This window comes from Psychromonas sp. 14N.309.X.WAT.B.A12 (assembly GCF_030397575.1).
GTDB lineage: Bacteria > Pseudomonadota > Gammaproteobacteria > Enterobacterales > Psychromonadaceae > Psychromonas.
In genome coordinates this window covers 392,220-418,603 of sequence record NZ_JAPNXS010000001.1, presented here as the reverse complement: position 1 = coordinate 418,603, position 26,384 = coordinate 392,220, and the positions used below count along the sequence as shown (strand labels likewise).

General features: G+C 37.4%; 21 protein-coding genes. 15 read left to right on the top strand and 6 right to left on the bottom strand.

Annotated elements, in window-relative coordinates; all coding sequences use genetic code 11:
- Positions 1–67 precede the first annotated feature (67 nt).
- Positions 68–1,282 carry a beta-ketoacyl-ACP synthase I gene (fabB, locus tag OW492_RS01840; RefSeq protein WP_290038046.1) on the bottom strand — a complete coding sequence of 405 codons (1,215 nt, stop codon included), beginning with the start codon at positions 1,280–1,282 and terminating at the stop codon, positions 68–70.
- 113 nt (positions 1,283–1,395) lie between these two features.
- On the opposite strand from fabB, the gene mnmC reads away from it, so the two are divergent.
- The 5 genes from mnmC to oleD all read left to right on the top strand — a co-directional run bounded on the left by mnmC (position 1,396) and on the right by oleD (position 8,278).
- Positions 1,396–3,411, top strand: a complete 2,016-nt coding sequence (mnmC, locus tag OW492_RS01835; RefSeq protein ID WP_290038045.1) for a bifunctional tRNA (5-methylaminomethyl-2-thiouridine)(34)-methyltransferase MnmD/FAD-dependent 5-carboxymethylaminomethyl-2-thiouridine(34) oxidoreductase MnmC — start codon at positions 1,396–1,398, stop codon at positions 3,409–3,411.
- A gap of 154 nt (positions 3,412–3,565) precedes the next feature.
- Positions 3,566–4,615, top strand: coding sequence for a 3-oxoacyl-ACP synthase III (locus tag OW492_RS01830; protein ID WP_290038044.1), 1,050 nt, complete (start codon positions 3,566–3,568; stop codon positions 4,613–4,615).
- 1 nt (position 4,616) lies between these two features.
- Complete coding sequence (locus OW492_RS01825; protein ID WP_290038043.1) at positions 4,617–5,498, top strand: alpha/beta fold hydrolase; 882 nt, start codon at positions 4,617–4,619, stop codon at positions 5,496–5,498.
- Entirely contained in the window at positions 5,499–7,196 is a 1,698-nt protein-coding gene (gene oleC, locus OW492_RS01820) for an olefin beta-lactone synthetase (RefSeq protein ID WP_290038042.1), read from the top strand.
- A 2-nt stretch (positions 7,197–7,198) separates the two neighbouring features.
- Positions 7,199–8,278: a 2-alkyl-3-oxoalkanoate reductase gene (gene oleD, locus OW492_RS01815; protein ID WP_290038041.1), complete on the top strand. Its 1,080-nt coding sequence runs from the start codon at positions 7,199–7,201 to the stop codon at positions 8,276–8,278.
- Positions 8,279–8,500: 222 nt separating this feature from the next.
- Here the strand turns inward: oleD and OW492_RS01810 are convergent, their stop codons facing one another.
- The 4 genes from OW492_RS01810 to OW492_RS01795 form a co-directional block, all read right to left on the bottom strand.
- Positions 8,501–9,025, bottom strand: a complete 525-nt coding sequence (locus OW492_RS01810; RefSeq protein WP_290038040.1) for a M48 family metallopeptidase — start codon at positions 9,023–9,025, stop codon at positions 8,501–8,503.
- Positions 9,026–9,382: 357 nt separating this feature from the next.
- Positions 9,383–10,387 carry a transposase gene (locus tag OW492_RS01805; RefSeq protein ID WP_290038039.1) on the bottom strand — a complete coding sequence of 335 codons (1,005 nt, stop codon included), beginning with the start codon at positions 10,385–10,387 and terminating at the stop codon, positions 9,383–9,385.
- Between the two features lie 207 nt (positions 10,388–10,594).
- Positions 10,595–11,284 carry a hypothetical protein gene (locus OW492_RS01800; RefSeq protein ID WP_290038038.1) on the bottom strand — a complete coding sequence of 230 codons (690 nt, stop codon included), beginning with the start codon at positions 11,282–11,284 and terminating at the stop codon, positions 10,595–10,597.
- 165 nt (positions 11,285–11,449) lie between these two features.
- Positions 11,450–13,519 carry a hypothetical protein gene (locus OW492_RS01795; protein ID WP_290038037.1) on the bottom strand — a complete coding sequence of 690 codons (2,070 nt, stop codon included), beginning with the start codon at positions 13,517–13,519 and terminating at the stop codon, positions 11,450–11,452.
- A 496-nt stretch (positions 13,520–14,015) separates the two neighbouring features.
- Between OW492_RS01795 and sbmA the strand changes: the two genes are divergently transcribed.
- The 3 genes from sbmA (at position 14,016) to OW492_RS01780 (ending at position 17,182) form a co-directional block, all read left to right on the top strand.
- Positions 14,016–15,248, top strand: a complete 1,233-nt coding sequence (gene sbmA, locus OW492_RS01790) for a peptide antibiotic transporter SbmA (RefSeq protein WP_290038036.1) — start codon at positions 14,016–14,018, stop codon at positions 15,246–15,248.
- A gap of 242 nt (positions 15,249–15,490) precedes the next feature.
- Positions 15,491–16,132 carry a DUF1007 family protein gene (locus OW492_RS01785; RefSeq protein WP_290038035.1) on the top strand — a complete coding sequence of 214 codons (642 nt, stop codon included), beginning with the start codon at positions 15,491–15,493 and terminating at the stop codon, positions 16,130–16,132.
- A 9-nt stretch (positions 16,133–16,141) separates the two neighbouring features.
- Complete coding sequence (locus tag OW492_RS01780; protein WP_290038034.1) at positions 16,142–17,182, top strand: nickel/cobalt transporter; 1,041 nt, start codon at positions 16,142–16,144, stop codon at positions 17,180–17,182.
- A gap of 84 nt (positions 17,183–17,266) precedes the next feature.
- Here OW492_RS01780 and OW492_RS01775 read toward each other — a convergent pair whose 3' ends face one another.
- On the bottom strand, positions 17,267–17,809 hold the full coding sequence (locus OW492_RS01775; RefSeq protein ID WP_290038033.1) for a DinB family protein: 543 nt from the start codon (positions 17,807–17,809) through the stop codon (positions 17,267–17,269).
- A gap of 610 nt (positions 17,810–18,419) precedes the next feature.
- Here OW492_RS01775 and OW492_RS01770 point away from each other — a divergent pair.
- The 7 genes from OW492_RS01770 (at position 18,420) to OW492_RS01740 (ending at position 26,335) form a co-directional block, all read left to right on the top strand.
- Entirely contained in the window at positions 18,420–19,406 is a 987-nt protein-coding gene (locus OW492_RS01770; protein ID WP_290038032.1) for a tripartite tricarboxylate transporter substrate-binding protein, read from the top strand.
- 242 nt (positions 19,407–19,648) lie between these two features.
- Positions 19,649–20,137 carry a tripartite tricarboxylate transporter TctB family protein gene (locus tag OW492_RS01765; RefSeq protein WP_290038031.1) on the top strand — a complete coding sequence of 163 codons (489 nt, stop codon included), beginning with the start codon at positions 19,649–19,651 and terminating at the stop codon, positions 20,135–20,137.
- Positions 20,138–20,151: 14 nt separating this feature from the next.
- Positions 20,152–21,651, top strand: coding sequence for a tripartite tricarboxylate transporter permease (locus tag OW492_RS01760; protein WP_290038030.1), 1,500 nt, complete (start codon positions 20,152–20,154; stop codon positions 21,649–21,651).
- A 222-nt stretch (positions 21,652–21,873) separates the two neighbouring features.
- The gene (locus tag OW492_RS01755; protein WP_290038029.1) at positions 21,874–23,478 is read left to right on the top strand and encodes a sensor histidine kinase; all 1,605 of its coding nucleotides are present in this window, start codon (positions 21,874–21,876) and stop codon (positions 23,476–23,478) included.
- A gap of 9 nt (positions 23,479–23,487) precedes the next feature.
- Positions 23,488–24,177: a response regulator gene (locus tag OW492_RS01750; RefSeq protein WP_290038027.1), complete on the top strand. Its 690-nt coding sequence runs from the start codon at positions 23,488–23,490 to the stop codon at positions 24,175–24,177.
- A 159-nt stretch (positions 24,178–24,336) separates the two neighbouring features.
- Positions 24,337–24,687 (top strand): RidA family protein, encoded by a 351-nt coding sequence (locus tag OW492_RS01745; protein WP_290038026.1) that lies wholly within the window; start codon positions 24,337–24,339, stop codon positions 24,685–24,687.
- Positions 24,688–24,709: 22 nt separating this feature from the next.
- Complete coding sequence (locus OW492_RS01740; RefSeq protein WP_290038025.1) at positions 24,710–26,335, top strand: protein adenylyltransferase SelO; 1,626 nt, start codon at positions 24,710–24,712, stop codon at positions 26,333–26,335.
- Positions 26,336–26,384: the final 49 nt, after the last annotated feature.

Sequence of the window (26,384 nt, the reverse complement as noted above, 5' to 3'; positions counted from 1 at the left end):
ATTAGTTCTATTATCATAGAACCAAAAAAAGGAGCCAAGGCTCCTTTTTAACATCAATAATTAAAACTTATTCGTAACGTTTAAATACTAATGTTGCATTTGTACCACCAAAACCAAAACTGTTAGACATCACAATGTTTAGTTTTGCAGGCTCAGGTTTGTTCTTAACGATAGGTAGATTAACCGCTTTCTCGTCAACTTCTTCAATGTTACAAGAAGCAGAGATGAAGTCATTTTCCATCATTAACATGCTGTAAATAGCTTCGTGCACACCTGCTGCACCTAGTGCATGACCAGTTTGTGATTTAGTCGCACTAATCTTAGGAGCGTCATCACCGAATACGATGTTAATTGCTTCTAACTCTTTCACGTCACCTACAGGAGTAGAAGTACCGTGTGTATTTAGGTAGTCAACTTTACCTTCAACAGTAGATAATGCTTGTTGCATACAACGAACTGCACCTTCACCTGATGGAGCAACCATGTCGTAACCGTCTGAAGTTGCACCGTAACCTACGATTTCAGCATAGATTTTAGCGCCACGAGCAAGTGCATGCTCTAACTCTTCAACAACAACCATACCGCCGCCGCCAGAAATAACAAAACCATCACGGTTTTGATCATAAGTACGAGACGCTTTTTCAGGCGTTTCGTTATATTTGCTTGATAATGCACCCATCGCATCAAACTCACAGGCCATTGTCCAATCTAGCTCTTCACCACCGCCAGCGAAAACGATGTCTTGTTTACCCAGTTGGATTTGCTCTAGAGCGTGGCCAATACAGTGTGAACTTGTCGCACAAGCCGAACTCATTGAGTAGTTAATACCTTTGATTTTAAAAGGTGTTGCTACACATGCTGATGTAGTGCTCGCCATAGTACGTGGCACCATGTAAGGGCCAACACGGCGAACGCCTTTGTCTTTCATGATTTGACATGCGTCAACTTGGTTTTTTGAAGAACCACCACCAGAACCAGCAACTAAACCAGTACGAATGTTAGAAACCATCTCTTCAGGTAGTTTCGCATCTTCAATAGCTTCCTGCATTGAAAGATATGTGTATGCTGCTGCATCACCCATGAAACGCATTACTTTACGGTCAATGTGCTCTGAAGGATTGATTTTTAAATCACCCCAAACTTGGCTGCGCATACCAATTTCTTTAAATTGCTCAGAAAATGTGATGCCTGACTGGCCACTTTTGAGTGATGCTAAAACTTCATCTTTATTGTTACCAATACTAGAAACAATGCCAATACCTGTAATTACTGCTCTTTTCATTATTAAGCCTTTATTGCTTGAGGGACTAATTATATGATCATCAAGTGTGAAGTGATTTATCCTAAATCAACCTGACTGCTCTAAATTATGATCTAATATACAAGGAATATAACTTGTCTCAAGACAAAAACAATATAATTAACCATGCACAACTTGACTGGTCAGATCAGTCTGAGCCATTTTCTACACAATTTGATGATATTTACTTCAATAATGACCATGGTGCAGATGAATCAGAATATGTGTTTTTTTCAGGCAATGATCTATTAAATAGATGGCAAGCCTCTAATTCTGAAGAATTTTGTATCGCAGAGACTGGATTTGGTTCAGGACTTAATTTCCTCACTACAGCATTAAAATTCAATGAATTTAAAGCCAATAACAAGGAAGTTAAGCTACAACGTTTACACTTTATCAGCTTCGAATTATATCCTTTAGAGATAGAAGCATTACGCACTACTCTTAGTCAGTTTAGACAATTTTCCGATCTATCAACGCAACTGGTCGACCAATATCCTTTACCGTTAGTAGGTTGTCATCGTCTCTCATTTAACCATGGGCAAATACTACTAGACCTATGGTTTGGTGATGTTAACCAGCAACTAGACAACATAATTGGTGACCCAAAAGGCATTGTTGATGCGTGGTATTTAGATGGATTTAATCCACATAAAAATCCAGAGATGTGGCATCAGGTTTTGTTTCAAAAAATGTTTAACTTAAGTAAACCTGAAGCCACATTAGCAACTTTTACTGCAGCAGGTTTTGTAAGGCGCGCATTAATCGAATCCGGCTTCATCATGTCAAAACGAAAAGGCTATGGTAAAAAGCGTGAAATGTTAGTGGGAGTTGTTCAGCCAACCGAAGTTGAAAAAACTAAAAAAGCACAAACTCAACAAACCGATGTGGCAATTATAGGTGGTGGCATTGCAGGATTATGCACAGCATTGTCTCTTGCCAAACGAGATAACAAAGTCACTGTATATTGTGCTGATAAGACGCTAGGTTCTGGAGCTTCTGGTAACTTACAAGGTGCATTGTATCCATTGCTTAATCAGCAACATGATGAACTCAGTCAGTTATTTGCTAATGCCTACCTGTATGCATTAAATTTTTATAAAGACATTGATTCACAGGTTCCCTTTTCTCACCAATTTAATGGACTGCTGCAACTTGCTTACGACCAGACTTCACATCGGAAATTAAATAAAATCAACCAAGCGCAACTGCCTAGCACGCTAGTAAAATGGTTAACAGAGCAGCAAACAGATGTATTAGCAGGCTTAGATATTGGCCACCAAAGTTTATATTATCCAAATGCAGGTTGGTTAAGCCCAAGAGAGTTAATCAACTCCCTGAGTGCACTATTAGCGACATATCCTAATGTGCAAATACATTGCGATCGTCGTGTTGATAATGTTGAACTGCAAACATCGGATACCTCAAGTAATTGGACATTAACCACCGTCACTACAGGTCAACATCAAGCATCGACATTTAATCATCAATACATTGTAATTGCGGCTGGTATGGACACACTCAAGTTTAAACAATGCAGAGCAGTACCTTTGTCCGCAACAAGAGGACAAGTCAGTCATGTTCCAAGTAACGACGCTTTAACTACGTTAAAATTACCCCTGTGCCATGAAGGATATTTAACACCAGCAATGCAAGGTGAACATTGCATGGGCGCAACTTTCAAACGTCATGATGAAAATATTGATTACCGAGAAAGTGAACAACAAGAAAATCATCAAAAACTTAAAAAGTGTATCGCAGGTAAAGCTTGGGTAGACACTATTCTAACTAATGACCAAGCTCATATTGCTACGCGAACAACAACCCGAGATCATTTCCCTTATTTAGGTGAGTTAACAGACTATGATCAGCTCAAGAAAGATTATCAGGCTGGCACAGTGTCGCATTCAAATCTACCTACGTTACCCAACGCCTATCTAATTACCGGCTTAGGTTCGAGAGGATTATGTAGTGCACCTCTGTTAGCTGAAATCTTAGCCAGTAGAATAAACTATGAAAGCTTGCCCATTGCCAATAAAATCTATAAAAAGATGCAAATACCGCGTCAATGGCTCAATTACATGGCTAAAAATAAGCCCTTAAAAGAGTAAAAAACAAACGCTTTTGCAAAAAATCAGTAGTTATTAGAAACACAACCTCTATTGGACTTTGTTAACCGGATAAATTACGGTAATCTAGCGCTCCGGTTTGAGGGTTGATTTAAAAAGTCCTTTTTAAAAAATTAAAGAGAAAAATTACAGCTTAATGAAATATTCCCGCGTTTATATCAATAGTATGGCTTATGAATTAGCCCCTGAAGTGGTCTCAAGTACAGAGCTAGAATCTAGACTTGCACCTTTGTATCAAAAATTGCGCATTCCAACAGGTCAACTTGCTGCGTTAACGGGTATTGAACAAAGAAGATGGTGGCCAAAAGACCATCGTCTTTCTGACGGTGCAATCGAAGCCGCTAAAAAATCATTAGATGAAACAGGTGTTAATGTTGATGATATTGGTGCTGTCGTTTATACCGGCGTATGTCGCGACCAACATGAGCCAGCAACAGCTTGTCGTATTGCCGCTGAATTAGGGGTTAATAAAAGCACAGCTATTTACGATATTAGTAATGCATGTTTGGGCGTGTTATCAGGCATATTAGATATTGCTAACCGTATCGAACTTGGTCAAATTAAAGCTGGCTTAGTGGTTTCTTGTGAATCAGCACGCCACATTGTTGATATCACTATCGACAACATGCTGTCAGACCAAACGATCCAAAATTTTTCTCAATCACTGGCAACATTAACCGGTGGTTCAGGCGCGATTGCTGTATTACTTACAGATGGTAGCCTACCTTTAAAAAATCAACGCCAACATAAATTACTAGGTGCAAGCCACCTATCTGCACCAGAGCATCATGACCTGTGTAAATGGGGCCTGCAGGAAGTAGGACTTAAATTGCATCGTGAGTTCATGCGTACTAATGCCGTACCACTACTTAAAGAAGGTGTTGCGTTAGCATTAGATACTTGGAAAGACTTTTTATCACAACAACAATGGTCAGTAGACAGTGTTGATAAAGTGATTTGTCACCAAGTAGGCTCAGCAAATCAAAAACAAGTGTTAACTGCACTTAATATCCCAGCTGAAAAAGAGTACCCAACTTATCAATATTTGGGCAATATGGGCACTGTATCGCTTCCTGTGACAGCAGCATTAGCCGATGAAAATGGATTTTTACAAAAAGGCGACAACGTCAGCTTTTTAGGAATAGGCAGTGGATTAAACTGCATGATGCTTGGATTGGAGTGGTAAGATGAATTTTGATAGTTTATTCCCTTTTAGACGTAACTTTTTAACACTTAATGGACAGCAATACCACTACCTTAACGAAGGTAAAGGCGAGCCTGTTGTAATGGTACATGGTAATCCAAGTTGGTCATTCTACTACCGAAACTTAGTGACGGAACTTAGTCATCAATACCAATGTATCGTGCCTGATCACATCGGTTGTGGTTTATCTGATAAACCCTCAGATAAAGATTACGATTACACCTTAAATCAGCGTATTAATGATCTAGAGTCTTTATTAGACCATCTTGATATCAAACAAAACATCACCTTAGTGGTTCACGACTGGGGAGGCATGATTGGAATGGGCTATGCAGCTCGGTACCCAGAGAGAATTAAACGTTTAGTGATATTAAATACTGCAGCCTTTAATCTACCAAAGACTAAAAAATTCCCAATTCCATTATGGATTTGTCGTAATACTTATTTAGGTACCGTATTAGTTCGAGGATTAAACGCCTTCTCTTCAATCGCTTCTTATGTCGGTGTAAAACGTAAACCGATGTCGAAAACGATCCGTGAAGCTTATGTTGCACCATTCAACTCTTGGAAAAACCGTATCTCCACATTACGCTTTGTGCAAGATATTCCATTAGTAAAAACAGACCGAAACTATAAGTTAGTGGAAAGTATTGATCATAGTTTACAACATTTTCAAAACATACCGACAGTGATCTGCTGGGGGTTGCAAGACTTTGTATTTGATAAGCACTTCTTAGCCGTTTGGAAACAAAAAATGCCTCATGCAGATGTCCATGAATTTGCAGACTGCGGGCACTACATTCTCGAAGATGCGAGTAATGAAGTGATTAATATTGTACAAAAGTTTATGACGACTAACCCATAAATGGCCAACACCAAACCTTCTAAACGAAGTCTTAAAAAACAAGCTAAGGCGACAAAAGGAAACTTGTGTCGCCACTTAGTTATAGCATCACAAAAAATCCCCGATAAATTGGCAGTAAGTGTACAAAAAAGCACACGCAGTGGCCTCACTTATCAAGAGATAGACTTCAAAACACTGCACCAACAAAGTGACGATATCGCTTTTGCTTTAACCGAGTTTGGACTAAAACCGGGCACTAAAGCCGTGTTGATGGTGACACCCAGTATTGCTTTTTTTAATCTGACCTTTGCGCTATTTAAAGCTGGTATTGTACCTATTTTAGTTGACCCAGGCATGGGTATAAAAAACTTAAAACAATGTTTTGAAGAATCGCAGCCTGAAGCCTTTATTGGCATTCCTAAGGCACAAATAGCACGCTTGTTATTTGCTTGGGGTAAACAAACCATTAAGCATGTGATTAATGTTGGTGGCACTGTACTTGCCGGCGGCAAACAACTGACCAGCTTGTTAAAAAAATACCCACGTACTGCACGTTTTAAAATGCAGGAACTGCCATTAGATAAACTAGCGGCGATTTTATTTACTAGCGGTAGTACAGGTACACCAAAAGGTGTGGTTTATACTCATAGAATGTTTGAAGCACAAATCAAAGTGCTAAAGCACGACTACCAAATAAAATCCGGTGAAATGGATTTAGCCACTTTTCCACTATTTTCTTTATTTGGCCCTGCATTAGGCATGGCTTCCATTGTGCCAGATATGGATGCCAGTCAGCCGATTAAAGCTAATCCAGATTTCATCTTTGCTGCCATTGAAAAATACCAATGTACTAACCTATTTGCGAATCCTGCATTGTTAGAAGTATTAGGTAAATCAGGTCAAAGCAAACAACATAGTTTACCCAGCCTAAAACGAGTGATATCGGCAGGCGCGCCGGCTTCATTAGAGGCGATAAATCGTTTCAGTGAAATGCTAACTGGCAATGCAGAAGTGATTAACTCCTATGGTGCTACAGAGTCATTACCGATCAGTAAAATTGGCAGTAAACAAATGCTTAAAACGTCTCAAATTACCGAACAAGGTGGCGGTATTTGTGTCGGCTATGCTATTGATAATGTTGAAATCAAGATTATCAATATAGATGAAGAGATTATTCAAGATTGGCATTCGGACTTAACCTTACCCGCTTTTGAAATTGGTGAGATAGTAGTTAAAGGGCCACAAGTCAGTGCTGCTTATTATCGTCGTGAAAGTGCTACTGAATTAGCAAAAATTAAAGATGGCGATGTCATTAGACATCGTATGGGTGACTTAGGTTATATTGATGACCAAGGAAAACTCTGGATGTGTGGTCGAAAAGCACATCGTGTTGACTCTAACCACCTCCAAACAAATAAAACTTATTATTCGATTCCTTGTGAGCGTATATTCAATACACATAACAGCATCAAACGCAGTGCATTAGTAACCGTTCAACGTAACGGAAAATCAACACCCGCAATCTGCATCGAAGTGAATAAAGAAAATAGGTTAGATAACACCCGTTTGTTCTTTGAATTACAAGAGTTAGCTGAGAAGCATAGCCATACCCAAGGGATTGACCTATTTTATATCCATAAGCAGTTTCCTATGGATATTCGCCACAACGCTAAAATATTCCGCGAAAAATTAGCCATTTGGGCACAACAACAGAGTTAACTATGCAAACACCCGACTTGAACTTTTCTGACCTATTGATAGAACAACAAACGGTACTCAAGTTTTTAGCCTCACAAGTCAAATGTGTGTTTGTCACAGGTGCAGGTGGATTCTTAGGGACCGCTTTATGCCGTTTTTTACGTGCGGCAGATATTAAAGTGGTTGGTTTTGCCCGTAGTGACTACCCTCACCTCAAAGAGTTAGGTGTCACCGTGATCAAAGGTGACCTTCAAGATAAACAAGCTGTCATCAATGCTATGCAAGGTTGCGATATGGTTTTTCATGTTGCCTCTAAAGCCGGCGTTTGGGGAGATAAAGCCAGTTATTTCAAGCCAAATGTAGTAGGTACAGAGAACGCCATTGCAGCCTGTCATCACCATAATATCGACAAATTTATTTACACCAGCACGCCCAGTGTAACCTTTGCAGGTGAAGATGAAGACTATATCGATGAATCTCAGCCCTACGCCAAACAATTCTTAAACTTCTATGGGCTATCAAAAGCAGTTGCTGAGCAAAAAGTGTTAGAGGCTAACAGTGGAAAACTCAAAACCGTAGCTTTAAGACCTCACCTTATTTGGGGCCCAGGCGATCCACATCTTGTACCGCGTGTTATCGAAAGAGCAAAAGCTGGTAAACTTAAGCTGGTAGGCAAGAAAGATAAACTAGTGGACACCACTTATATCGACAATGCCGTATATGCACACCTGATGGCGGCGGTCACACTCAGTGAAGACAATGCAGCCTGTGCAGGAAAAGCCTACTTTATCAGTAATGACCAACCTATTTTAATGGCCGAGATGTTAAATAACATCTTAGCTGTAGCTGATTTAAACAAAGTAACTGCGCGTGTACCAAGTGGCCTCGCTTACTTTGTGGGTACTATTTTAGAATGGTGGTATTTAAAAACAGGTAAGCAGGATGAACCAATCATGACCCGCTTCGTAGCAAAGCAATTATCCACCAGCCATTACTTTAACCTAGACGCCGCAAAACAAGACTTTAATTACCAAGTATTAGTATCAATGGATCAAGGCATGAAGCACTTAAAACACGCTTTACAAACAAAAAACGATAGCTAATCGCGAGGCATCTAACATCTAGCACCTTGTACCTAGCACCTTACATCTAACATCTAGTACCTTGTACCTAGTACCTAGTATCTAGTATCTAACATCTTGTACCTTACACCTTGCATCTAATATCTATCATCTAGTACCTTGTACCTTGTACCTTGTACCTTGTACCTATCATCTAGCACCTTGTACTTTACACCTAGCATCTCGTATCTAACACCTACCAACCTAATAAATCCCACCTTTAAGTTCCAACTGCGTTAAATACAAACGCATCTCAAACTCTAACTGATGATAGTCAGGCAGCATATGCTCACAAAGTTGATAAAAAGCTTTATCGTGATTTTTTTCACGTATATGCGCCAACTCATGAACCACGATCATTTCTAGAAAAGGTTCAGGTGCAACTTTAAACATCTCACTAATGCGAATTTCATTTTTACTCTTTAACTTACTACCCTGCACTCTCGACACAAAGGTATGTAAACCAAGCGCGTTATTCACTACATGAATCTTTTTATCGTAAGTAATTTTGCTTAGTGGTGATGATTTACGTAAATAACGGTTCTTAATATCCATAACATAATCACGTAACAACTTATCGTTATTAATAGAATGTTGTTTAGGATATTTTTTAAGTAAAAAATCCCCTAACTTATCCTGATCCAATAAGGTTTGAATTTGCGTCTGTACTTGTGGTGAATAAGCAGAAAGATATTTAAGTTGGTTAAGGTTGTTTTGAGGCTTGGACATAATAACTTCTTGAATAAAAATGAGTAAAGATTATAACTCAGATGCTTTAAATGATTAGGAATTGTTTATAGCGTTGCACAAAAACCATTAAATTAATGTTACATTATAACAACACATTATAATATATGTGGACATCCATAATTATAATATATGTGGACATCCATTTATTTATACAACCAAAAAACAAAGCTATTTTTATGAGTGAAAAATAAAATAAATGAGAAAATAGTTTATTTAATCGTAAAATAGATAAATTTGAGGGTGTTTAAGGCAAATAATGGCTTTTTCAAATATGCAAAGTTTTAGCGATAGCTAAATGAAGCGTTTATTATGTTGTGAATAAAAAAAGTGCACTGGTTAATGCAGTCGTAATTGATTCTTACTCGCTATCCAGCGTTTACCTGTGTTACTTGCATAAGCCGCTAATGCTTCTAGCGAACCCACTGCCCCGTGATAATCTTTACCAAAACTACTCGCTAGTGATAACCAAGTCTCATCGTCTAAAGCAAGCATTGACAATAGCCTAGGCCGTTGATTTGATATTGCACCACGTTTATCTTCCCTTATTATTCGCCCGCTCCAATCTACTAATTCAATATAATCTAATAATGAAAATGGAAGACCTTGAATGTTGTTTTCAGCATTATGTTGGCTTTCATCACCCACAAAGCCAAATAAGGGCTTTTTAGTAAAAGTGTATTCTAGTGGCTTTTCTTGCTGTTGGGCAACACCATGAATGCGTTCGTAAGCGGATGTATATTCTGACGTTTCTATACTGACACTCATTTTTGCTCGCACTGGATTCAAATCAACATAAGCCATGCAAGTTAATAGCGCATCTTCGTCTAATAGTGCTTGAGATTTAAATCGACCTTCCCAAAAGCGCCCAGAGCACTCATCTTCTTTATTGGCTTTACGCGCAATGAATTCGTTTAAACAACGCATAAACCATGAGATATCCGCTAATCTCCCTCTCCACCCTTCGATAATAGCTAATGCAGCTTTCTTTTCAGCCTCAGAGGTTGTTTGCTCTGATTGCCAACGTTCAACGAGTATAGGTTTTGAATAAAGCAAACACCAACGTTCACAAACCTCTTCATGACTTAAGCTTTCGTTAAGCGCTTCGTCGATATGTAGTACAAGGTGATAATGATTCGACATGATAGCGTAAGCGCAAATGTCGATATTAAACAGAGAGGCTAGGTAATGCATACGCTCAACAACCCATTGGCGTCTATGCTCAAATGATTTTCCCGTGTATTTATCTTCTCCACACAGATAAGCTCGACGAACACAGCGAGAAATACAATGGTAATAAGGGGTATCAGATAACGATACTTGAGATTGGCGTGACTGCGTCATAACAATGACCTCTTAACGTGTAAAACTACATCACTAAAAAGTAGAAGAGTAATTATGATTCGTCAAAATTAATGGCTGTCCACGACTTTATTTCACGAGACTCCTAGATGACAGTTAACGCCCGCTTAAGCGGACTAAAATAGTGGGCTAAAATTTGTTGAGGAACGAAACATAGCCCGCTATTTTTGTTCCGTTTTGAAGCGCTTGTTAAGTTTTTTCATACCAATAATCAATGCCTTTAGCTACGACATCATCTTTAAAGATTTTTTTAGCTAATACTTCAATTTTATTATCAACAAATGTTTTAACGTGGTTAACAAGGTTAATAAACTTCTCGATATCATCTGCAACCATTGAATCTGGTTGTGCAAGTTCTCTACCAAAATACGGAGATGTACCTTTATTCTTTTTTTTGTCTAAAGCTAATACCACATGCACCTGTTCAACTTTTTTAGCACCACTATGTGCGGCAAAGTTATGACGCATTTCGATTACATCATTATGATCTTCATGAAAATCAGTATCTAAATTTGATTTTTCAAGCTTAACTTTTCTTCCTTCACAACTAGCAAAACTTTTACCATAAAATGTAAGAGCAGCTACAAATAACCCTTTTATAATATTATATTTCTTCCGATCTGAAGTAGATTTTCTATTTCCTTTAATAGACTTCTCATTTTCATCTTCCGCTAATAATTCATTAATATTTTCCAACCACACCAATACAGTTCGAAGATCTTTTTCAATTAAAGTATAACCAGAAAGAATATTAGCTTTGGGTGTTTCTACTAAAACACGATGAGCCGGCTTTTTTTTATAAAAATATCTATTATAAAACTTTTTTGTATCTGGCTCTAAAACTGTTACTTTTGACCATCCACCACCAATTTTTTCCATATTATACTCTTTAGATTACTTAAAACTTAACGCCGCGCTAAGCGGACTAAAGCAGTGGGTTATAATGTGTAGCGAAGCGAAACCTAACCCACTGTTTTAGTTCCGTTTTAAGCGCCTTGTTATATTTTACGTCTACAGCAATTTTATTTAAGAGTTTTAACATTATTATGATGCATATCTAGCTATTATATTTTCCTTATCATTAAAGTCTTCAATAATAAGACAGGACACGAGTTGTCCTTTCATATCCATTTCTGGGTCAATCATTACTTCAATATCATCAGATTTAAGTTCAGAAACTAATTTATCAAACGCATCATCATTCTTAATGATTGAAGTGGTAAATAAAGGTAAATCTACACCAGCACGTTTCCAGTTATTGATAAAATTGTCTAACCTCAATGGGTTTGATATGAAAATCATTGCACCTTCAATCAAAAGTGGAAGACCACTTTCTTGGTCAAGAAATACTAATAATGGAGCATAATAATTCTCAAAAATTGAATATGTTTTGTCTATCGCACGAGTAAATAAGGCAGGTTCAGCTACCTCACATATAAGAAGCTCTTCATCAGCATCCTTATACTCCAGACCTTGTGAGTAAGTTGTAAACAAATTACTTTCAGATGTGTAGCAATGTGGATCTTTATTTTTAGCTGCCTTTTCAAAAGATTCGTTGAAAAAAATACACTTTTCAAGTGCACTATCATTACTTTCCCTAGCGACACGCCCTCTATCTTGAACATACCTCGAACTGCCATCACTTAAATTTATTTTTACGCAATATCGACCTTTAGATATATCACTATAATCTGGTTTCCAAAAGACTGGATTGACACCTCTAGGTAAAGTTGCAATACCTGAAATTAGAGCTTGACCTTTACAAATAGCCTTATACCAGCCTTCATAATCAAAATTATTCAAGTTCGTATTTGATCGGAATAATTCGGAATCAATTATACCTATGACCCTATCTGTTATATTCAGACAATTATTGTGAATACAACCAACTTGATGCGTGACACCGATTTCATCAACTTCTACTAAAGGGGAGCTATCATCCGATATGTGTTCGCCACAATGTATACAATTAAAAGGTTCTTCATTTTCATGTATTAGATGAAGGCATAATTCAGAGTGACTTTTTGAAAAACTCATTTCATCGAAATCTTCATCAGAGTTAATTTCGAGAATCGCTATTCGAGTATCTCTAAATATCTCTTGGTTTTCTGTAATATATCTTTCAACTCCAACATATGTTGCGGATCGATATATTAAATTCCAAGTCTCTCCATTAAGCAGTTCAACTTTTCCATTATGAAAAGAGAGTCTTTTCTTACCATCTTCTTCGAATCTAATTAATTCCACGATCATATAATCAGCATCATCAGAAAAAGATTCAATGACTAACACTTCCCTACCAGAAGACAGGCTTCTTTTAACCTCAATATCAAAAAGGTTTGTTTGATCTAATTCCTTTTTATCACTCACTGTTTCATCTATAAACCGACCGACTCTATCTCTTAAACCTTTTTCATCTATTGACGATCTATTTTTAGATAGTGTTAACCCTATGCTAATTAAATTAGCCCAAAGTAACTCAGGGGCATTGATGGCCTTGCCAGACAACAAGGTTAATATGGCCTTTTCAAGAGGCATTCCTGCTTCAATATCTATTACAGAAATATGTATTTTTTCTAAAATTTCATTGGTAACTTCATTTGAAGCTTTATTGCCTGATAAATCTTCATAATTTATTTCGATTGAATCTTTAATAACGTTAAAAGCTCTTTCCTCAGCCTGATTTAGGGGGTTCTCATCAAAACCTCCTCCGTTGAGTTTTATGCTTTCTAATATTTTTTTCAGATCTTTAGTTATTGGCGAAGATGCTTTTGAGGATGTCGCAAGTACAAACCTATCATTTCCATTTACACCTGAAAGATACTGGGAAACAAATTGTTTGATTACCTTATAAAACTCTGAGGTTTTAGAGGTAGATAGACTTATCGACCTTTTAGCCTGTATAAAAATATTAGCTTTATCAGTGCTTACGACTAAGTCATCTATATCATGAGAAGATTCAAATTTAAGATCTATGATTTTCGAGTTTCTTACTAAACCCAAGTCATCAATGAAGACAACGTCCATAAACATATGGGTTAAGAATAGAGCTGATACTCTTTGTTGAAAATCAATGCCACCATTTGTAGCCGCGCCTCCTGCATTACTGCTCATAAAACATTCCTAAATGTGAAAAGCTAATGTAAGTAAAATATAACAGCATATTAGATAACAAAATGTCACCTTTCGCGTGGAAAGATGGCAAATATCTAATGATTAATAATAGACTTAGATTACTGCAATTATCATTTTAATCAACGATTTAAAATAAAAAGTGAAATATAAGTCATGTAGAAAGACGACAGAATGCAATATTTACGGCGGAAAGATGGCAAATAGAGAGCGCTGTATAAAAAGACACCCCACTCACTGATATCGAACATTGGAATAACAATTCATATATTCTTCTAACATTATCTACTGCAATGAGTGGACACTTAACGCCCTCAGTTATTTATTCAAATTAACTTTATGAGGTTTCTACACATCTAGGGCAAGCTAAGTCCTTACTTCTATCATCTTCTTTTACTTATTTTTTATTGAAAACATAATGATGAATTTGGGTATCAATGTACAATCAGTGAAAAAATAATAAAGGGCTTACACTTCTATGTTTAAATCGTTCTTTCCCAATCCTAAGATTTTCTTCATCTCGGCATTGATTTTTGCTGGGCTTACTTGCGCTATTTGGTATGGATACAATGAACAAATGGCGGCGTTACTTGGCTTAGATATATCGCAGTCTGAACCTGTTATCGGGCTTAAGCATTTTGTAACCGATTCATTTTTACTGTTTTATGCTTACTACTTTGCTTGTACTGCGCTGTTTGCCTTGGTGTGGTTTAAGGTATCGCCACATAAATGGCAGTGGTGGTCGATCATTGGTTCGTCGACTATTTTATTCTCTACGTACTTTTCAGTACAAGTATCCGTTGCCATTAATAATTGGCGTCGCCCTTTCTTCGATTTGATCCAATCTTTATTGAAGCCTATAGGCAACGATACTGTACCGGGAGCCGTCGATGCAGAAGCAGCCAGCTCTGCAACAACTCAGTTGTTTGACCTGTTAATTGTGTTTGGTGAAATCGCTTTCTTGGCTATCTTCATCTATGTGGCAACCCGTTTCTTGGTCAGCCACTACATTTTCCGCTGGCGTACAGCGATGAATGATTACTACACAGCACATTGGCAAAAGTTAAGACATGTTGAAGGTGCTTCACAACGTATTCAAGAAGATACGATGCGCTTTGCGTCTATTATGGAAAGCTTAGGTGTGGCATTAGTGGAAGCGATTATGACCTTATTTGCCTTCTTACCTGTATTATGGGCGCTGTCTGAATATGTTTCTGAATTACCCATCGTTGGTGAAATTGCACATCCTCTTTTCTATGCAGCTTTATTCTGGTCAATATTTGGCACAGGATTATTAGCGTTAATTGGCATCAAATTACCAGGCTTAGAATTTAATAATCAGAAAGTTGAAGCTGCTTTCCGTAAAGAGTTAGTTTATGGTGAGGATAATGCAGATCGCGCGTCACCTATCGCTTTAAACGAGTTGTTTGCCAATGTCCGTAAAAACTACTTCCGTTTATACTTCCATTATATGTACTTTAATGTAGCGCGTATGTTGTATTTACAAGCGGATAATATCTTTGTGTTTATACTGTTAGTCCCTACTATTGTTGTTGGTGCCATCACCTTCGGTATTTTGCAACAAATTCTAACGGCCTTCGGCCAAGTAAGTAGTTCCTTCCAATATTTGGTCAATTCTTGGACCACCATTGTTGAACTTTTATCAGTGCGCAAGCGTCTTACTGCATTTGAATCAACATTAGAAAATTAATATTATTAGCCCCTATTTCACTTTGTGATTTATACATAGCTGTATAGGGGTGTTTTTTATATTAAGTCAGAGCTTATATTGCGGTGTAACGCTTAACTTTTCCGCTACATTAATGTGTTAATGTCGAGTTAATAAACTGCCTCATTAAAATTAGTATTTAAATCGCCTCCTTTATTTGTTATGTTATAACATAATTTTTGTTAGTGATATAAATACGTAATAGTTAAAAAGAATGAAACAACATGAAAACAAATCTTAAGCTCTTACCTTTTATTCTCATTGTTAGTCTATTTGCTCCAATCAATGCACAAGCTCACCCTCACTCATGGATCGACATGAAAACAAAAATCGAAGGTGATGAAAGCCAAATCACTGGCTTTACCATGTCTTGGACTTTTGATTCAATTACCTCTGCTTACATGCTTGATGGAGAAGATTTATCAGCGGAAAATAAAGTGGCGACGTTAAATAAAATAAAAGATTCGGTAATGGAAAATATCAATGTAGAGCATTACTTTACCTACTTTTATGATGGTGAGACTCCGATCAAATATGCCTTTTCTAACAAAGGTACATTAACGCAAAAGGGTTCAAAATTGACGCTGGACTTTTACGTTCCTCTTTCAAAACCTAAAGCCATATCTGACCGCCCTTTAAAGCTTGCTATCTTTGAGCCAAGTTATTATGTCGATATGAGTTGGGATAGTAAAAACGATATTCAATTATCATCAGCATTAAGTAAACGTTGTTCTTTTGAACTCATTCCTCCAAACCCATCACCAGAGCAAGTCTCTTATGCGATGTCGTTAGGTGTTGATGAAGATCCAGATGATGCTCTTGGTCAGCTATTTACGCAAACGGTTATCATTAATTGCCTTAAATAAGGACTCATAGTGACAAGTAACATTAGGTTCAACAAGCATTGGTTATATTTTGTAAGCTTGATTTTTATTAGTGCTGGATATGCTATCTGGCAAGCTTGGCCTTCGTTGATCATTACTAGTATGCAATGGCAAAAAGGCATCAATGAGCAGATCATTGAGCTTTTGTATTCCGCACAAACTGAATTGTTAGCTTCGGGCATATCTTTGGTTTCTTTAGCCTTTATATATGGGATATTGCATTCTCTTGGCCCAGGTCACGGCAAATTAATTGTGACTACCTATCTTGCAACTCACCCAACAAAGGTAAAAATTAGCTTAGTACTAACTATTTTATCGGCGTTATTACAAGCGATCGTCGCCATTGTTGTCGTTTCTGTATTGTTAATGCTGTTTAATTCAACCATGCGTGAAGTGAATGATGAAGCAAACAATTTAATCTCTTTAAGTTTTTACTCAGTGGTTATATTAGGTTTGATCGTTATTTGGCGTAATGGTAAATCGTTAATTAAGTCTTTTTATTCTCGTCCTACTCCTATCAAAATAAATACGATTAAACCTATTATCACTAGTGTTAATAAAAGTCAGCCAACCAAACACGTTCATCACCATGGGTCTTATAACGTCTGTGGTTGTGGTCATGTACATTTTGCAGGCGCTGCAGAAGTTAATAGGGCCTCTTCACTTAAAGAATATTTAGCGATTATTTTTAGTGTGGGATTACGCCCTTGTACTGGTGCAATCATGGTATTGCTATTTTCTAATACCTTGGGTTTGTACTGGCTGGGTATTGTAAGTGCATTTTTCATGTCGATTGGGACTGCATTAACCACATCAAGTATTGCGGTTATGACAACGTTAGGCACGAAGTTAATACAGGGATACCTAACTGTTGGTGATAAAAACAGTAAAACGTCAAAAAGTAGTATTTCAACCGGTATCAGCGGAGAGAACATTAAAGTATTTGTTAAGTTTACCGGTGGTATTTTAATCGTGTTAACGGGGGCTATTTTATTACAATCTCAACCTGTTGGAATGTCTCCAATATTCTAATAACTACAACTCCACTCATTAAATATTTGCTCTCAGTTAAAACCGAGCTAAGTTAATCAACTAATTTAGCTCGGTTTTAAGGGTTTAATGTATCTCCACATTAGGCTGTATGAAGACTAAGTCAGTGATCCCAACATCAACACCTGATTGACTTAATAACGTGGTAATTTGACCTCGGTGATGTGTTTGATGGTTAAAAAGGTGCATTAATAGGTTGAACAATGTTTTGCTTGCTGTCACACCTTTACTATTTTGATAAGTAACAGGCTGTAATAATTCTTCATCGCTTAACATACCAGCTAACTCAAGTAATGCTTCATCAAGTATTACACGTCTATCTTTAAGATCATTAAAGTTATTAGCAAGGAATACATCAAGCGATTCAGGCATAGGCAACTCGGCGATGGGTGTATAGGCATCATAATGACTCAACACACTATTAAACCTTTTTAACCACATAGTATCGCCCACGCAAATATGATTTAAGGTGGCAAATATTGAACCAAAGAACGATTTTTTATCTTCATGCAATATTTCTGGTGGCAATGCACTCACCGCTTCGTAGATCTTCTGGTTCATCCATTGATTATAATCAGCCATCAAATAAACATGCTCTTGCAGTTTCATAATAATTTTCCTTAAAGTAACGCTCTAATTTGTGAGTGGCTTGAAGAATGTTAGTCCGAACCACTATTTAAAATTTGGATAGTTTATATCAAAAAAGAGGTTAAATAATGCTATTCGATAACTAGGTAAAAATTCTGTCTAAAATTTTACAATTAACTCAAAAAGCTATTTTGTTATTAATTTTGAACCTGCCCTTTTAATCCTTAAATAAAAGTCAATAAATGTGTAGCTGTGCACAGAGTTAATCATATCCAACTAAGTTCATTGCCGAATACGCCTGATTATAAACTGAAAAAATAAAATCATAAGCAATTGTTTTTATTGAAAATAAATAGTATTACAGTTGCTCTTTAAAATAATTAACGTCATAAAAACCATAAGCACCATTGATTAATCACGTTTAATTGTTTCAATTCACACTTCCAATATTCCACGATCAGTATGCTAGCCCCTCAGTTATTTCATTTAACAAATGCAAAACACTATTTTAACAAAACTGATGAAATAGAGGTTCCCCCCTCAAGTCAACTGAACACAAAACACAAGGTGAGAATGAGCTTCTGTTAACTCAAACTCATTATTTTAGAAAATAAGCAAAGGATGTATGTTAATGATTAGATTAAAAAGAATGTTCACCGGTATGGTGATTGCGACCACTTCACTTATTTCGATCAATGCTGCTATAGCGTCAGATTATCCTCCGCATACTATAAATATGGTCGCTCCTGCTGGTGCTGGCGGTGGCTGGGATTTAACTATTCGTACGGTTGCTAAAACGTTAAAAGATACAGGCCTTGTCGAATCTAATATGCCGGTGGTTAATCGACCTGGCGGCGGTGGCGCTGTTAACCTTTCATACATGCAAACGCAAACGGGTAAAGGTGATCTTATCTCTGTTTACTCCCCACCTATTTTATTAACTAACTTAACTGGCTTAACGCAATACAGTTATAAAGATACAACTCCTCTGGCACGTCTGATCACTGATTATGCCGCTTTTGTAGTGCCTGAAAATTCAAAATATAAAACCATTAAAGATGTAATGGACGCCCTTAAGGAAGATCCTAAATCCGTTAAAATTGGTGGCACTTCTGCCGCAGGTTCAATGGATCACATTCAATTTTTGCTCGTCGCTAAAGCTGCTGGTGTTGAAAACCTTCGCAATATTGATTATGTCTCATTTCAAAACGGGAGTTTAATCGCACAAGCATTAGGCGGGCATGTTGATCTTATATCTACTGGTTTAGGTGATGTTGCCGGTCTTGTACAAAGTGGAAAATTACACGCATTAGCACAAACAGCAGACAAACGTATCGGCACTGGATTGATAGGTGAAATTCCGACAGTAAAAGAACAAGGTATTGATGTGATCTTTGAAAACTGGCGTGGTCTGTTTGGACCTAAAGATATGCCTGAAGAAGCGGTTGCATATTGGCACGATGCGCTACAAAAAATGGTCGCTACTCCAGAATGGAAAGCCGCATTAAAACGTAACGGTTGGGATGACGCTTACCAAGATGAAAAAGCATTCACTGAATTTTTAGGTGACACTAATACTCAATACAAAACACTGATTAAAAGTGTATTTGGCCGATAAATGACTGTAACGCTATTTAACGATATAAACAGCAATCCATCTACTTAGGACTTCACCAACAAGGTGTATTACAAGATATTGCTGTTTATTCAATATTAGTTTCATTCAAAACGCATTAAAGCTTTGTGTAAAAAGCAAAGCTTACTTCCTGAAAGTATATCGAATCATGTATCCGCAAATCTTAAACGACGCGTGAATATCGGTATAAGTTAATAAACTCAATTATTTGGTAGAGGTGAAAAATGTCAAATATAAAATCTAATTGGGATGGCCTAACAGGGTTATTTAGTATCGTATTTGGTTTGGCCTACGGCGGGTATGCCTACAGTTTACCTCAGCCTATGTTTGGCAACCCATTAGAAGCAATATTCCTCCCGTTGACTGTATCGGCTATTGCGATATTCATTGGAGTGTTACTTATCATTACGGGTGGAATGGCACCTTCTATCAATGCAGTTAAAGCACTATTAAACGAGAATCCAAAACGTAAAAGTGACCGTAGAAAAGTTGCAATAACGGCTATTATTTGTCTTTTTTATGCCATGTTTTTTGAGCATGCTGGTTATGTGGTGAGTACATCTGTATTTATGTTTGCGATGTTAACCGTCACTTGTGGGTTAGTTTTTTGGAAAAAAAGCCTTTTAATTTCACTGATTTTCGCGGTGAGCATATTCATAACTTTTAATGAGATGCTGTCAGTTAACCTTCCTCCATTCCCATTTTTTAATTAAAAGGTCGAACAACTATGGATATTTTAAACAGTTTGATGGACGGTTTTAGTGTCGCACTTCAACCGTATTACTTATTTTTAATTCTAGTCGGTGGCATTTTAGGAACCGTTATCGGTATGTTACCCGGTCTTGGTCCTGCGACAGGTGTTGCTATCTTATTACCTATGACTTTTTCTATGGGCCCTACTGCATCTCTGATTACTATGATGGGCGTATATATTGGCGCTATGTTCGGCGGTTCTCGAAGCTCAATATTGATTAACACTCCCGGTGATGGCGCTGCATTAGCAGCAACCTTTGATGGTTACCCAATGGCAATGAAAGGCCGTGCTGAGTCGGCATTAGCAATATCCGCAATTGCTTCATTAATTGGCGGCACTATTGCCGCAATATTGATGACATTAATGGCTGAGCCCGTTGCAGGATTAGCGATTAAATTTGGTCCAGCCGAATATTGTTTATTAATGGTAGCAGCGCTTTCTATGACGGTGTCGATGTCAAAGGGAAACATGCTTAAAGGCTTTTTATCAATGTGCATTGGCTTGGCTATTTCTACCGTTGGCATTGATGGGCAATCTGGTTTGCAACGTTTTACTTTTGGTGTGTTAGAACTTCAAACAGGTATTGATTTCTTGGTGGTTATCATTGGTATTTATGCACTTGGAGAAGTATTTAAAAGTTTCAGTACACTAGGAGAAGGCGGCAAAAAAGCACAAACTAAATTTAAAAAGATTTGGATAAGTAAAGACGATTGGAAACGCTCTAAATGGCCTATTCTTCGTAGTGCACCTGTTGGTTTTATCATAGGCGCATTACCCGGTGCAGGCGGCACAATGGCTTCGTTAATGTGTTACAACAATGAGAAACAATTATCTAAAAATAAAGAAGAGTTTGGTCATGGCGCTATCGAAGGATTAGCAGCTCCAGAGTCTGCTAATAATGCAGCGTCTATTGGTGCGATGATCCCAATGTTATCTCTCGGCGTTCCTGGTTCAGGTACTACCGCGGTAATGATGGGTGCATTACTAATGCTTGGTATACAACCTGGGCCATTATTATTTGCTCAACACCCAGACACTGCTTGGGGACTGATTGCTAGTATGTTTGTTGCTAATGTGATCCTTGCGGTTGTTAATTTACCCCTAGCTGGTGTGTTGGTTAGATTATTAGCGATTCCACCAAAGATTCTCTACCCGATTGTACTCAGTTTGGCTTTTGTAGGTTGTTTTGCGATTAGTGCCTCGGTCGTCGACTTTTATATTTTAATCATCCTAGGTGTTGCTGGTGTACTTATGGCGCGTGTTGATATACCAACTTCACCAATGATTTTAGCCGCTATTGTTGGCGGCCAAATGGAGCAATCATTTCGACAAGGTTACCGAATCTCTAATCAAGATTTAGGTGTGTTTATGGATTCAGGTATTGCCCAAGGGTTATTAGCGGTCACTGTATTATCTGTGCTGCTGCCACTTATAAAGGCAATCCGGTCTAAAACGACAACTAAACCCGCTTAACATGTGTAAATGCTATTTTAGGAAATAATTATTTATAACAATGGCTTATGAAGCATACTTAATTGTATGCTTCTTTTTTTAAAGTAAAAATATTGATGGAGGTTGTAAAATCAGACAAAGCAGCATTGTTTAATTAACGTTTACATTTAACATTGTTCATTCGATTCATTAACACACTTTTCACATCATTATTTATATACATCCATTAGGCACAATGAAAACATGTACTTTCCATTATCTAAATTAAGTTTTCGCATTAAAATTTTCCTACTGTTATTTGGATTAGTGATTCTTCAAATGTCTGTGATGGTATGGCATTTTGAAAGTACTTTATATGAGTCAATTAAGCATCAAGTTGGTACTCGAGCACTAATACAAGCAAAAGAAATTTCCAGTGATCCTTCATTAATCAAACAAATTCAAAGCAACGATTTAACTGCATTACAAAAAAATATAGACCGTTTATCAACAATATCAGATGCCAGTTTTATTGTGATAGGTGATAAAAATGGTATTCGCCTCGCTCACCCGGTAAAAAAACGTATTGGTTTTCCTATGACAGGTGGCGATAATGCAGGAGTATTAGAACGCGGCGAATCTTATACTAGTTTGAGAAAAGGTAGTTTAGGCTATGGGTTCCGTGGTAAAACGCCTATTTTTGATCAGAACCAAAAGATTATTGGTGTGGTCTCTGTCGGTTATTTACTTAATCGATTCGACCAATGGATCGATGTGTATATGACGCCATTATTGATTGAAATACTCAGTATTCTTGTACTAACGTTATTCGCTGCATGGGGATTTTCACGCCATATCCAGAAGAAAATGAATAACATGGAACCAGAAGCTATAACGCTTGCGCTGAATTTACAAAAATCTATTTTAAGATCTGTATACGAAGGAGTGATTGCTATTGATCTTAAAGGTAATTTTCTAACTATTAACCACTCCGCCCGCCAATTACTTAACATAGAGCATGATATTACCTATCTTAAAACCAGAAATATTATTGAATACGTTTCAAACTCAGAGTTCTTTTTTCGACATCCATTAGTTGAAAATATTAAAGATGAAATGTTTCTTTTTAATGAACACTATTTAATTGCTAATCGCGTTGCGATTTTTGAACAAAAAGAGCTGATTGGCTGGGTGATCAGCTTTAGGGAAAAAAGTGACATCGATGCTCTGACTTATGAACTTAGCCAAGTTCAACAACACACAGATACGTTACGTGTCCTGCGCCATGAATTCTCGAATCGACTGGCGACAATTTCTGGCCTGATTCAACTGCAACGATTTGATGAAGTTCAACAACTCATAACTAATGAAAATACCAATAAACAAAAACTACTGGATTTTATTCATCAGAAAATACATTTACCTCAAGTGGCCGGTTTATTATTAGGTAAGTCTTTGAGGGCAAAAGAGTTAAACGTCTCATTAACTCTTGATCCAACTTGCCAATTATCCCCACTTCACTCAAAGTTAAGTGAAACTGAGCTGTGTGCGATCATTGGTAACTTAATAGACAATGCCTTTGAAGCGACGCAACAAAACCCGGATGTTGAATCAGTGGTCAATATATTAATAACCGATGCTGGGAATGATTTAGTGATTGAGGTTACTGATAATGGCCCAGGGATTGCTCTTGATTTAATTGATGATATTTGGAAAAAAGGCGTCACGATTAAGCATGATAATCATAGCCATGGCATTGGTTTATATCTAGTACATCGTCATGTCACGCACGCAAATGGTTTTATCATCGTAGATAACGGCGACACATTAGGTTGTATTTTCTCTGTATTTATCCCAAATAAAGGTTAAAGGTAAACAATGGATTTAATTGATGTATTAATTGTTGAAGATGATGCCAAAATCGCACAAACACACAGTGAGATATTACGTCAAACAACACGCTTTAATCCGATCGGTATTGCTGAGACACTACAAATGGCTCGCACTATGATTAAAATTCACAAACCTAGCGTGATTATATTAGATAACTATTTACCAGATGGTACAGGCATTGATTTATTTCGAGAAATTATCGCAGACAAATCAAGTCATAAAACCAACGTGGTATTAGTAACGGCATCAGATGAAATAGACACCATCAAAACAGCGATGAAATTAGGTTGCTTTGACTACTTACTTAAACCAGTCTCCTATGAACGTTTACAAGAAACGCTTGATCGTTACATAACACTCAATACTGCGATGAGAGCATACGATAACCTTGAGCAACGACATATTGATGAGCTATTTAATATCCAATTACGCGATAAACACCAACAATCACTTCCTAAAGGAATAGAAAGCATAACTTTAGAAACCATTAAACGCGTATTTTCTCAACATATCGGCGTTCGATATACGGTAGATCGTTTAGTGACTGAGACAGGTATTAGTAAAACTACAGCTCGCCGTTATTTAGAGTATTGTTCTGCAAATGGTTTATTAACCGCAGAAAATGAATATGGAAAAGTAGGACGACCAGAAAGGGTTTACGTTAAAAACGGATAAGTAAATGAACGTTATTGCGTATCCTACTTAGTAAGAATTTTTATAGTATTTCTTACTTAAACTTATTCAGTAATTCAGCCAGTTAAACTAAAACACTCGCCTTTTTATACTGACACGTTACAATTATTTCTTTTTAAATAACTAATGAAGAGAGAAACAATGATTGAACGTCAACAAACTAAACAACGTATGAGCCGCGTAGTAAAACATAACGGTACTATCTACTTATGTGGTCAAGTATGCGCAGATGCGACTAAAGAGATTAAAGAACAAACTCAAACGATGTTAGATAAAGTCGATGAGCTGTTAATCGAATCAGGCAGTTCACGTGAACATATCTTATCTGCAACAGTCTATGTTAAAGATATGGCATTACACTTTGCTGGTATGAATGAAGTTTGGGATGCTTGGGTACCAGAAGGTCATGCACCTGCTCGTGCCTGTGTTGAAGCAAGCATGGCAAGAGAAGCATTATTAGTAGAAATCTCAGTTATCGCTGCAGTTAAATAATAGCGATTTGTTAGGGTTACCCATGAATCATTTATTACCCATCCCGCTTACGACATTTGTTTCGGAATTACCAGCGGATCCAGATGGCAGTAATAGCTGCCGAAGCATAGAAAAAGCAGCTTATTCTTGGGTAACTCCTTGTACCACCAAAGCCACACAGATTATTTGTTGTAACCAAGTTCTAGCAACATCATTAGGATTTGATCAACAAGCAACTAAATCACAAAACTTTGCCGACTTAGTCTCTGGGAATCTTCGCGATCCAAACATAAAATCTTACGCTATGAATTATGGTGGTCATCAATTTGGCCAATGGGCTGGACAGTTAGGAGATGGTCGAGCAATCAACCTTGGTCAATATCAATTACTCGATAGCCAGCAACATGTCACCTTACAATTAAAAGGTGCAGGTAAAACGCCCTATTCCCGTCGCGGTGATGGCAAGGCCGTATTGCGTTCTTCTATACGTGAATACTTATGTTCAGAAGCTATGTATCACTTAGGTATACCAACCACACGAGCACTGACCTTAACACTTACCGGTGAAGAAGTGATTAGAGACAAGCTTTATGATGGTCATGCAGCGTATGAGCCTTGTGCCATTGTTGCTAGAGTTTCCTCTTCTTTCCTACGCTTTGGTTCACTTCAACTACCGGCTTCTCGTGGTGATATAGAAACGTTACAGCAAACATTAGACTATTGTATTCGACATGACTATGCAGCATTAGTCCCAAAGTCAGGAATCATTGACAAAGATGTTTATTTAGCTTGGTTCGAACAGCTTTGTAAACGTACGGCACATTTGATTGTTGAGTGGATGCGTGTGGGTTTTGTTCATGGTGTACTCAATACTGACAATATGTCGTTAATAGGCGAAACTATTGATTACGGGCCTTATGGTTGGATAGATAACTTCGATTTGGATTGGACACCAAACACTTCAGACGCCACTGAAGGTAGATATCGTTTCGGACAACAGGCCTACATAGGACAATGGAATTTATTTCAATTAGCGAATGCTATTTATCCACTTATTAATGAGGCTGAACCGTTACAAAATATTTTTAATCATTATAACCACTTATACAACGTAAAATGGTTGAAGATGATGCGTGAAAAATTAGGTATTGTTAAAAATACAAATATTAATGACAGCACATTAATAAAATCTGACCAAGAGCTTTGTAAAGACCTAGAAACACTGCTTTCAGCCATTAATACTGATATGACACTTTTTTATCGTACACTGGCAGATTACCCAATGCGTGCTTGCCCACAAAACTCACAACAATTACAAGCGCATTTCAGTAACTGCTTTTATAATCAAGAAGAGGTAACGGAAAGTTATCTGCAACAACTATCAGAGTGGTTAATACGTTACCAGAAAAGATTGTTATTGACGGAGCTGGATGATCAACAACGTAAAATACATATGGATGCTGTCAATCCTTGTTATATTTTACGCAATTTCCAGGTGCAGGAAGCAATAGAGTCAGCAGAACAAGGTGATTATTCAAAAGTATTAGTACTTGCTGAACTAATAAAATCTCCTTATAGGCAGCAAGCAGAATATCAACAATTTGAAATGAAACGTCCTGACTGGGCGAGAAATAAATTTGGTTGTTCTGCATTGTCATGTAGCTCTTAATAACATGATATTATTAACAAAACCTTGCTTTTTACAAGTGCTTCTGAGA

Bases quoted from the DNA above. Each gene is read 5' to 3' on its own strand.
- OW492_RS01765 (WP_290038031.1), top strand. From the start codon at position 19,649: ATGTCAAATATAAAATCTAATTGGGATGGCCTAACAGGGTTATTTAGT.
- fabB (WP_290038046.1), bottom strand. From the start codon at position 1,282: ATGAAAAGAGCAGTAATTACAGGTATTGGCATTGTTTCTAGTATTGGT.
- OW492_RS01770 (WP_290038032.1), top strand. From the start codon at position 18,420: ATGATTAGATTAAAAAGAATGTTCACCGGTATGGTGATTGCGACCACT.
- sbmA (WP_290038036.1), top strand. From the start codon at position 14,016: ATGTTTAAATCGTTCTTTCCCAATCCTAAGATTTTCTTCATCTCGGCA.
- OW492_RS01785 (WP_290038035.1), top strand. From the start codon at position 15,491: ATGAAAACAAATCTTAAGCTCTTACCTTTTATTCTCATTGTTAGTCTA.
- OW492_RS01750 (WP_290038027.1), top strand. From the start codon at position 23,488: ATGGATTTAATTGATGTATTAATTGTTGAAGATGATGCCAAAATCGCA.
- OW492_RS01830 (WP_290038044.1), top strand. From the start codon at position 3,566: ATGAAATATTCCCGCGTTTATATCAATAGTATGGCTTATGAATTAGCC.
- OW492_RS01775 (WP_290038033.1), bottom strand. From the start codon at position 17,809: ATGAAACTGCAAGAGCATGTTTATTTGATGGCTGATTATAATCAATGG.
- oleD (WP_290038041.1), top strand. From the start codon at position 7,199: ATGCAAACACCCGACTTGAACTTTTCTGACCTATTGATAGAACAACAA.
- OW492_RS01825 (WP_290038043.1), top strand. From the start codon at position 4,617: ATGAATTTTGATAGTTTATTCCCTTTTAGACGTAACTTTTTAACACTT.
- OW492_RS01755 (WP_290038029.1), top strand. From the start codon at position 21,874: ATGTACTTTCCATTATCTAAATTAAGTTTTCGCATTAAAATTTTCCTA.
- OW492_RS01810 (WP_290038040.1), bottom strand. From the start codon at position 9,025: ATGTCCAAGCCTCAAAACAACCTTAACCAACTTAAATATCTTTCTGCT.
- OW492_RS01795 (WP_290038037.1), bottom strand. From the start codon at position 13,519: ATGAGCAGTAATGCAGGAGGCGCGGCTACAAATGGTGGCATTGATTTT.
- OW492_RS01740 (WP_290038025.1), top strand. From the start codon at position 24,710: ATGAATCATTTATTACCCATCCCGCTTACGACATTTGTTTCGGAATTA.
- OW492_RS01800 (WP_290038038.1), bottom strand. From the start codon at position 11,284: ATGGAAAAAATTGGTGGTGGATGGTCAAAAGTAACAGTTTTAGAGCCA.
- OW492_RS01745 (WP_290038026.1), top strand. From the start codon at position 24,337: ATGATTGAACGTCAACAAACTAAACAACGTATGAGCCGCGTAGTAAAA.
- OW492_RS01805 (WP_290038039.1), bottom strand. From the start codon at position 10,387: ATGACGCAGTCACGCCAATCTCAAGTATCGTTATCTGATACCCCTTAT.
- OW492_RS01760 (WP_290038030.1), top strand. From the start codon at position 20,152: ATGGATATTTTAAACAGTTTGATGGACGGTTTTAGTGTCGCACTTCAA.
- oleC (WP_290038042.1), top strand. From the start codon at position 5,499: ATGGCCAACACCAAACCTTCTAAACGAAGTCTTAAAAAACAAGCTAAG.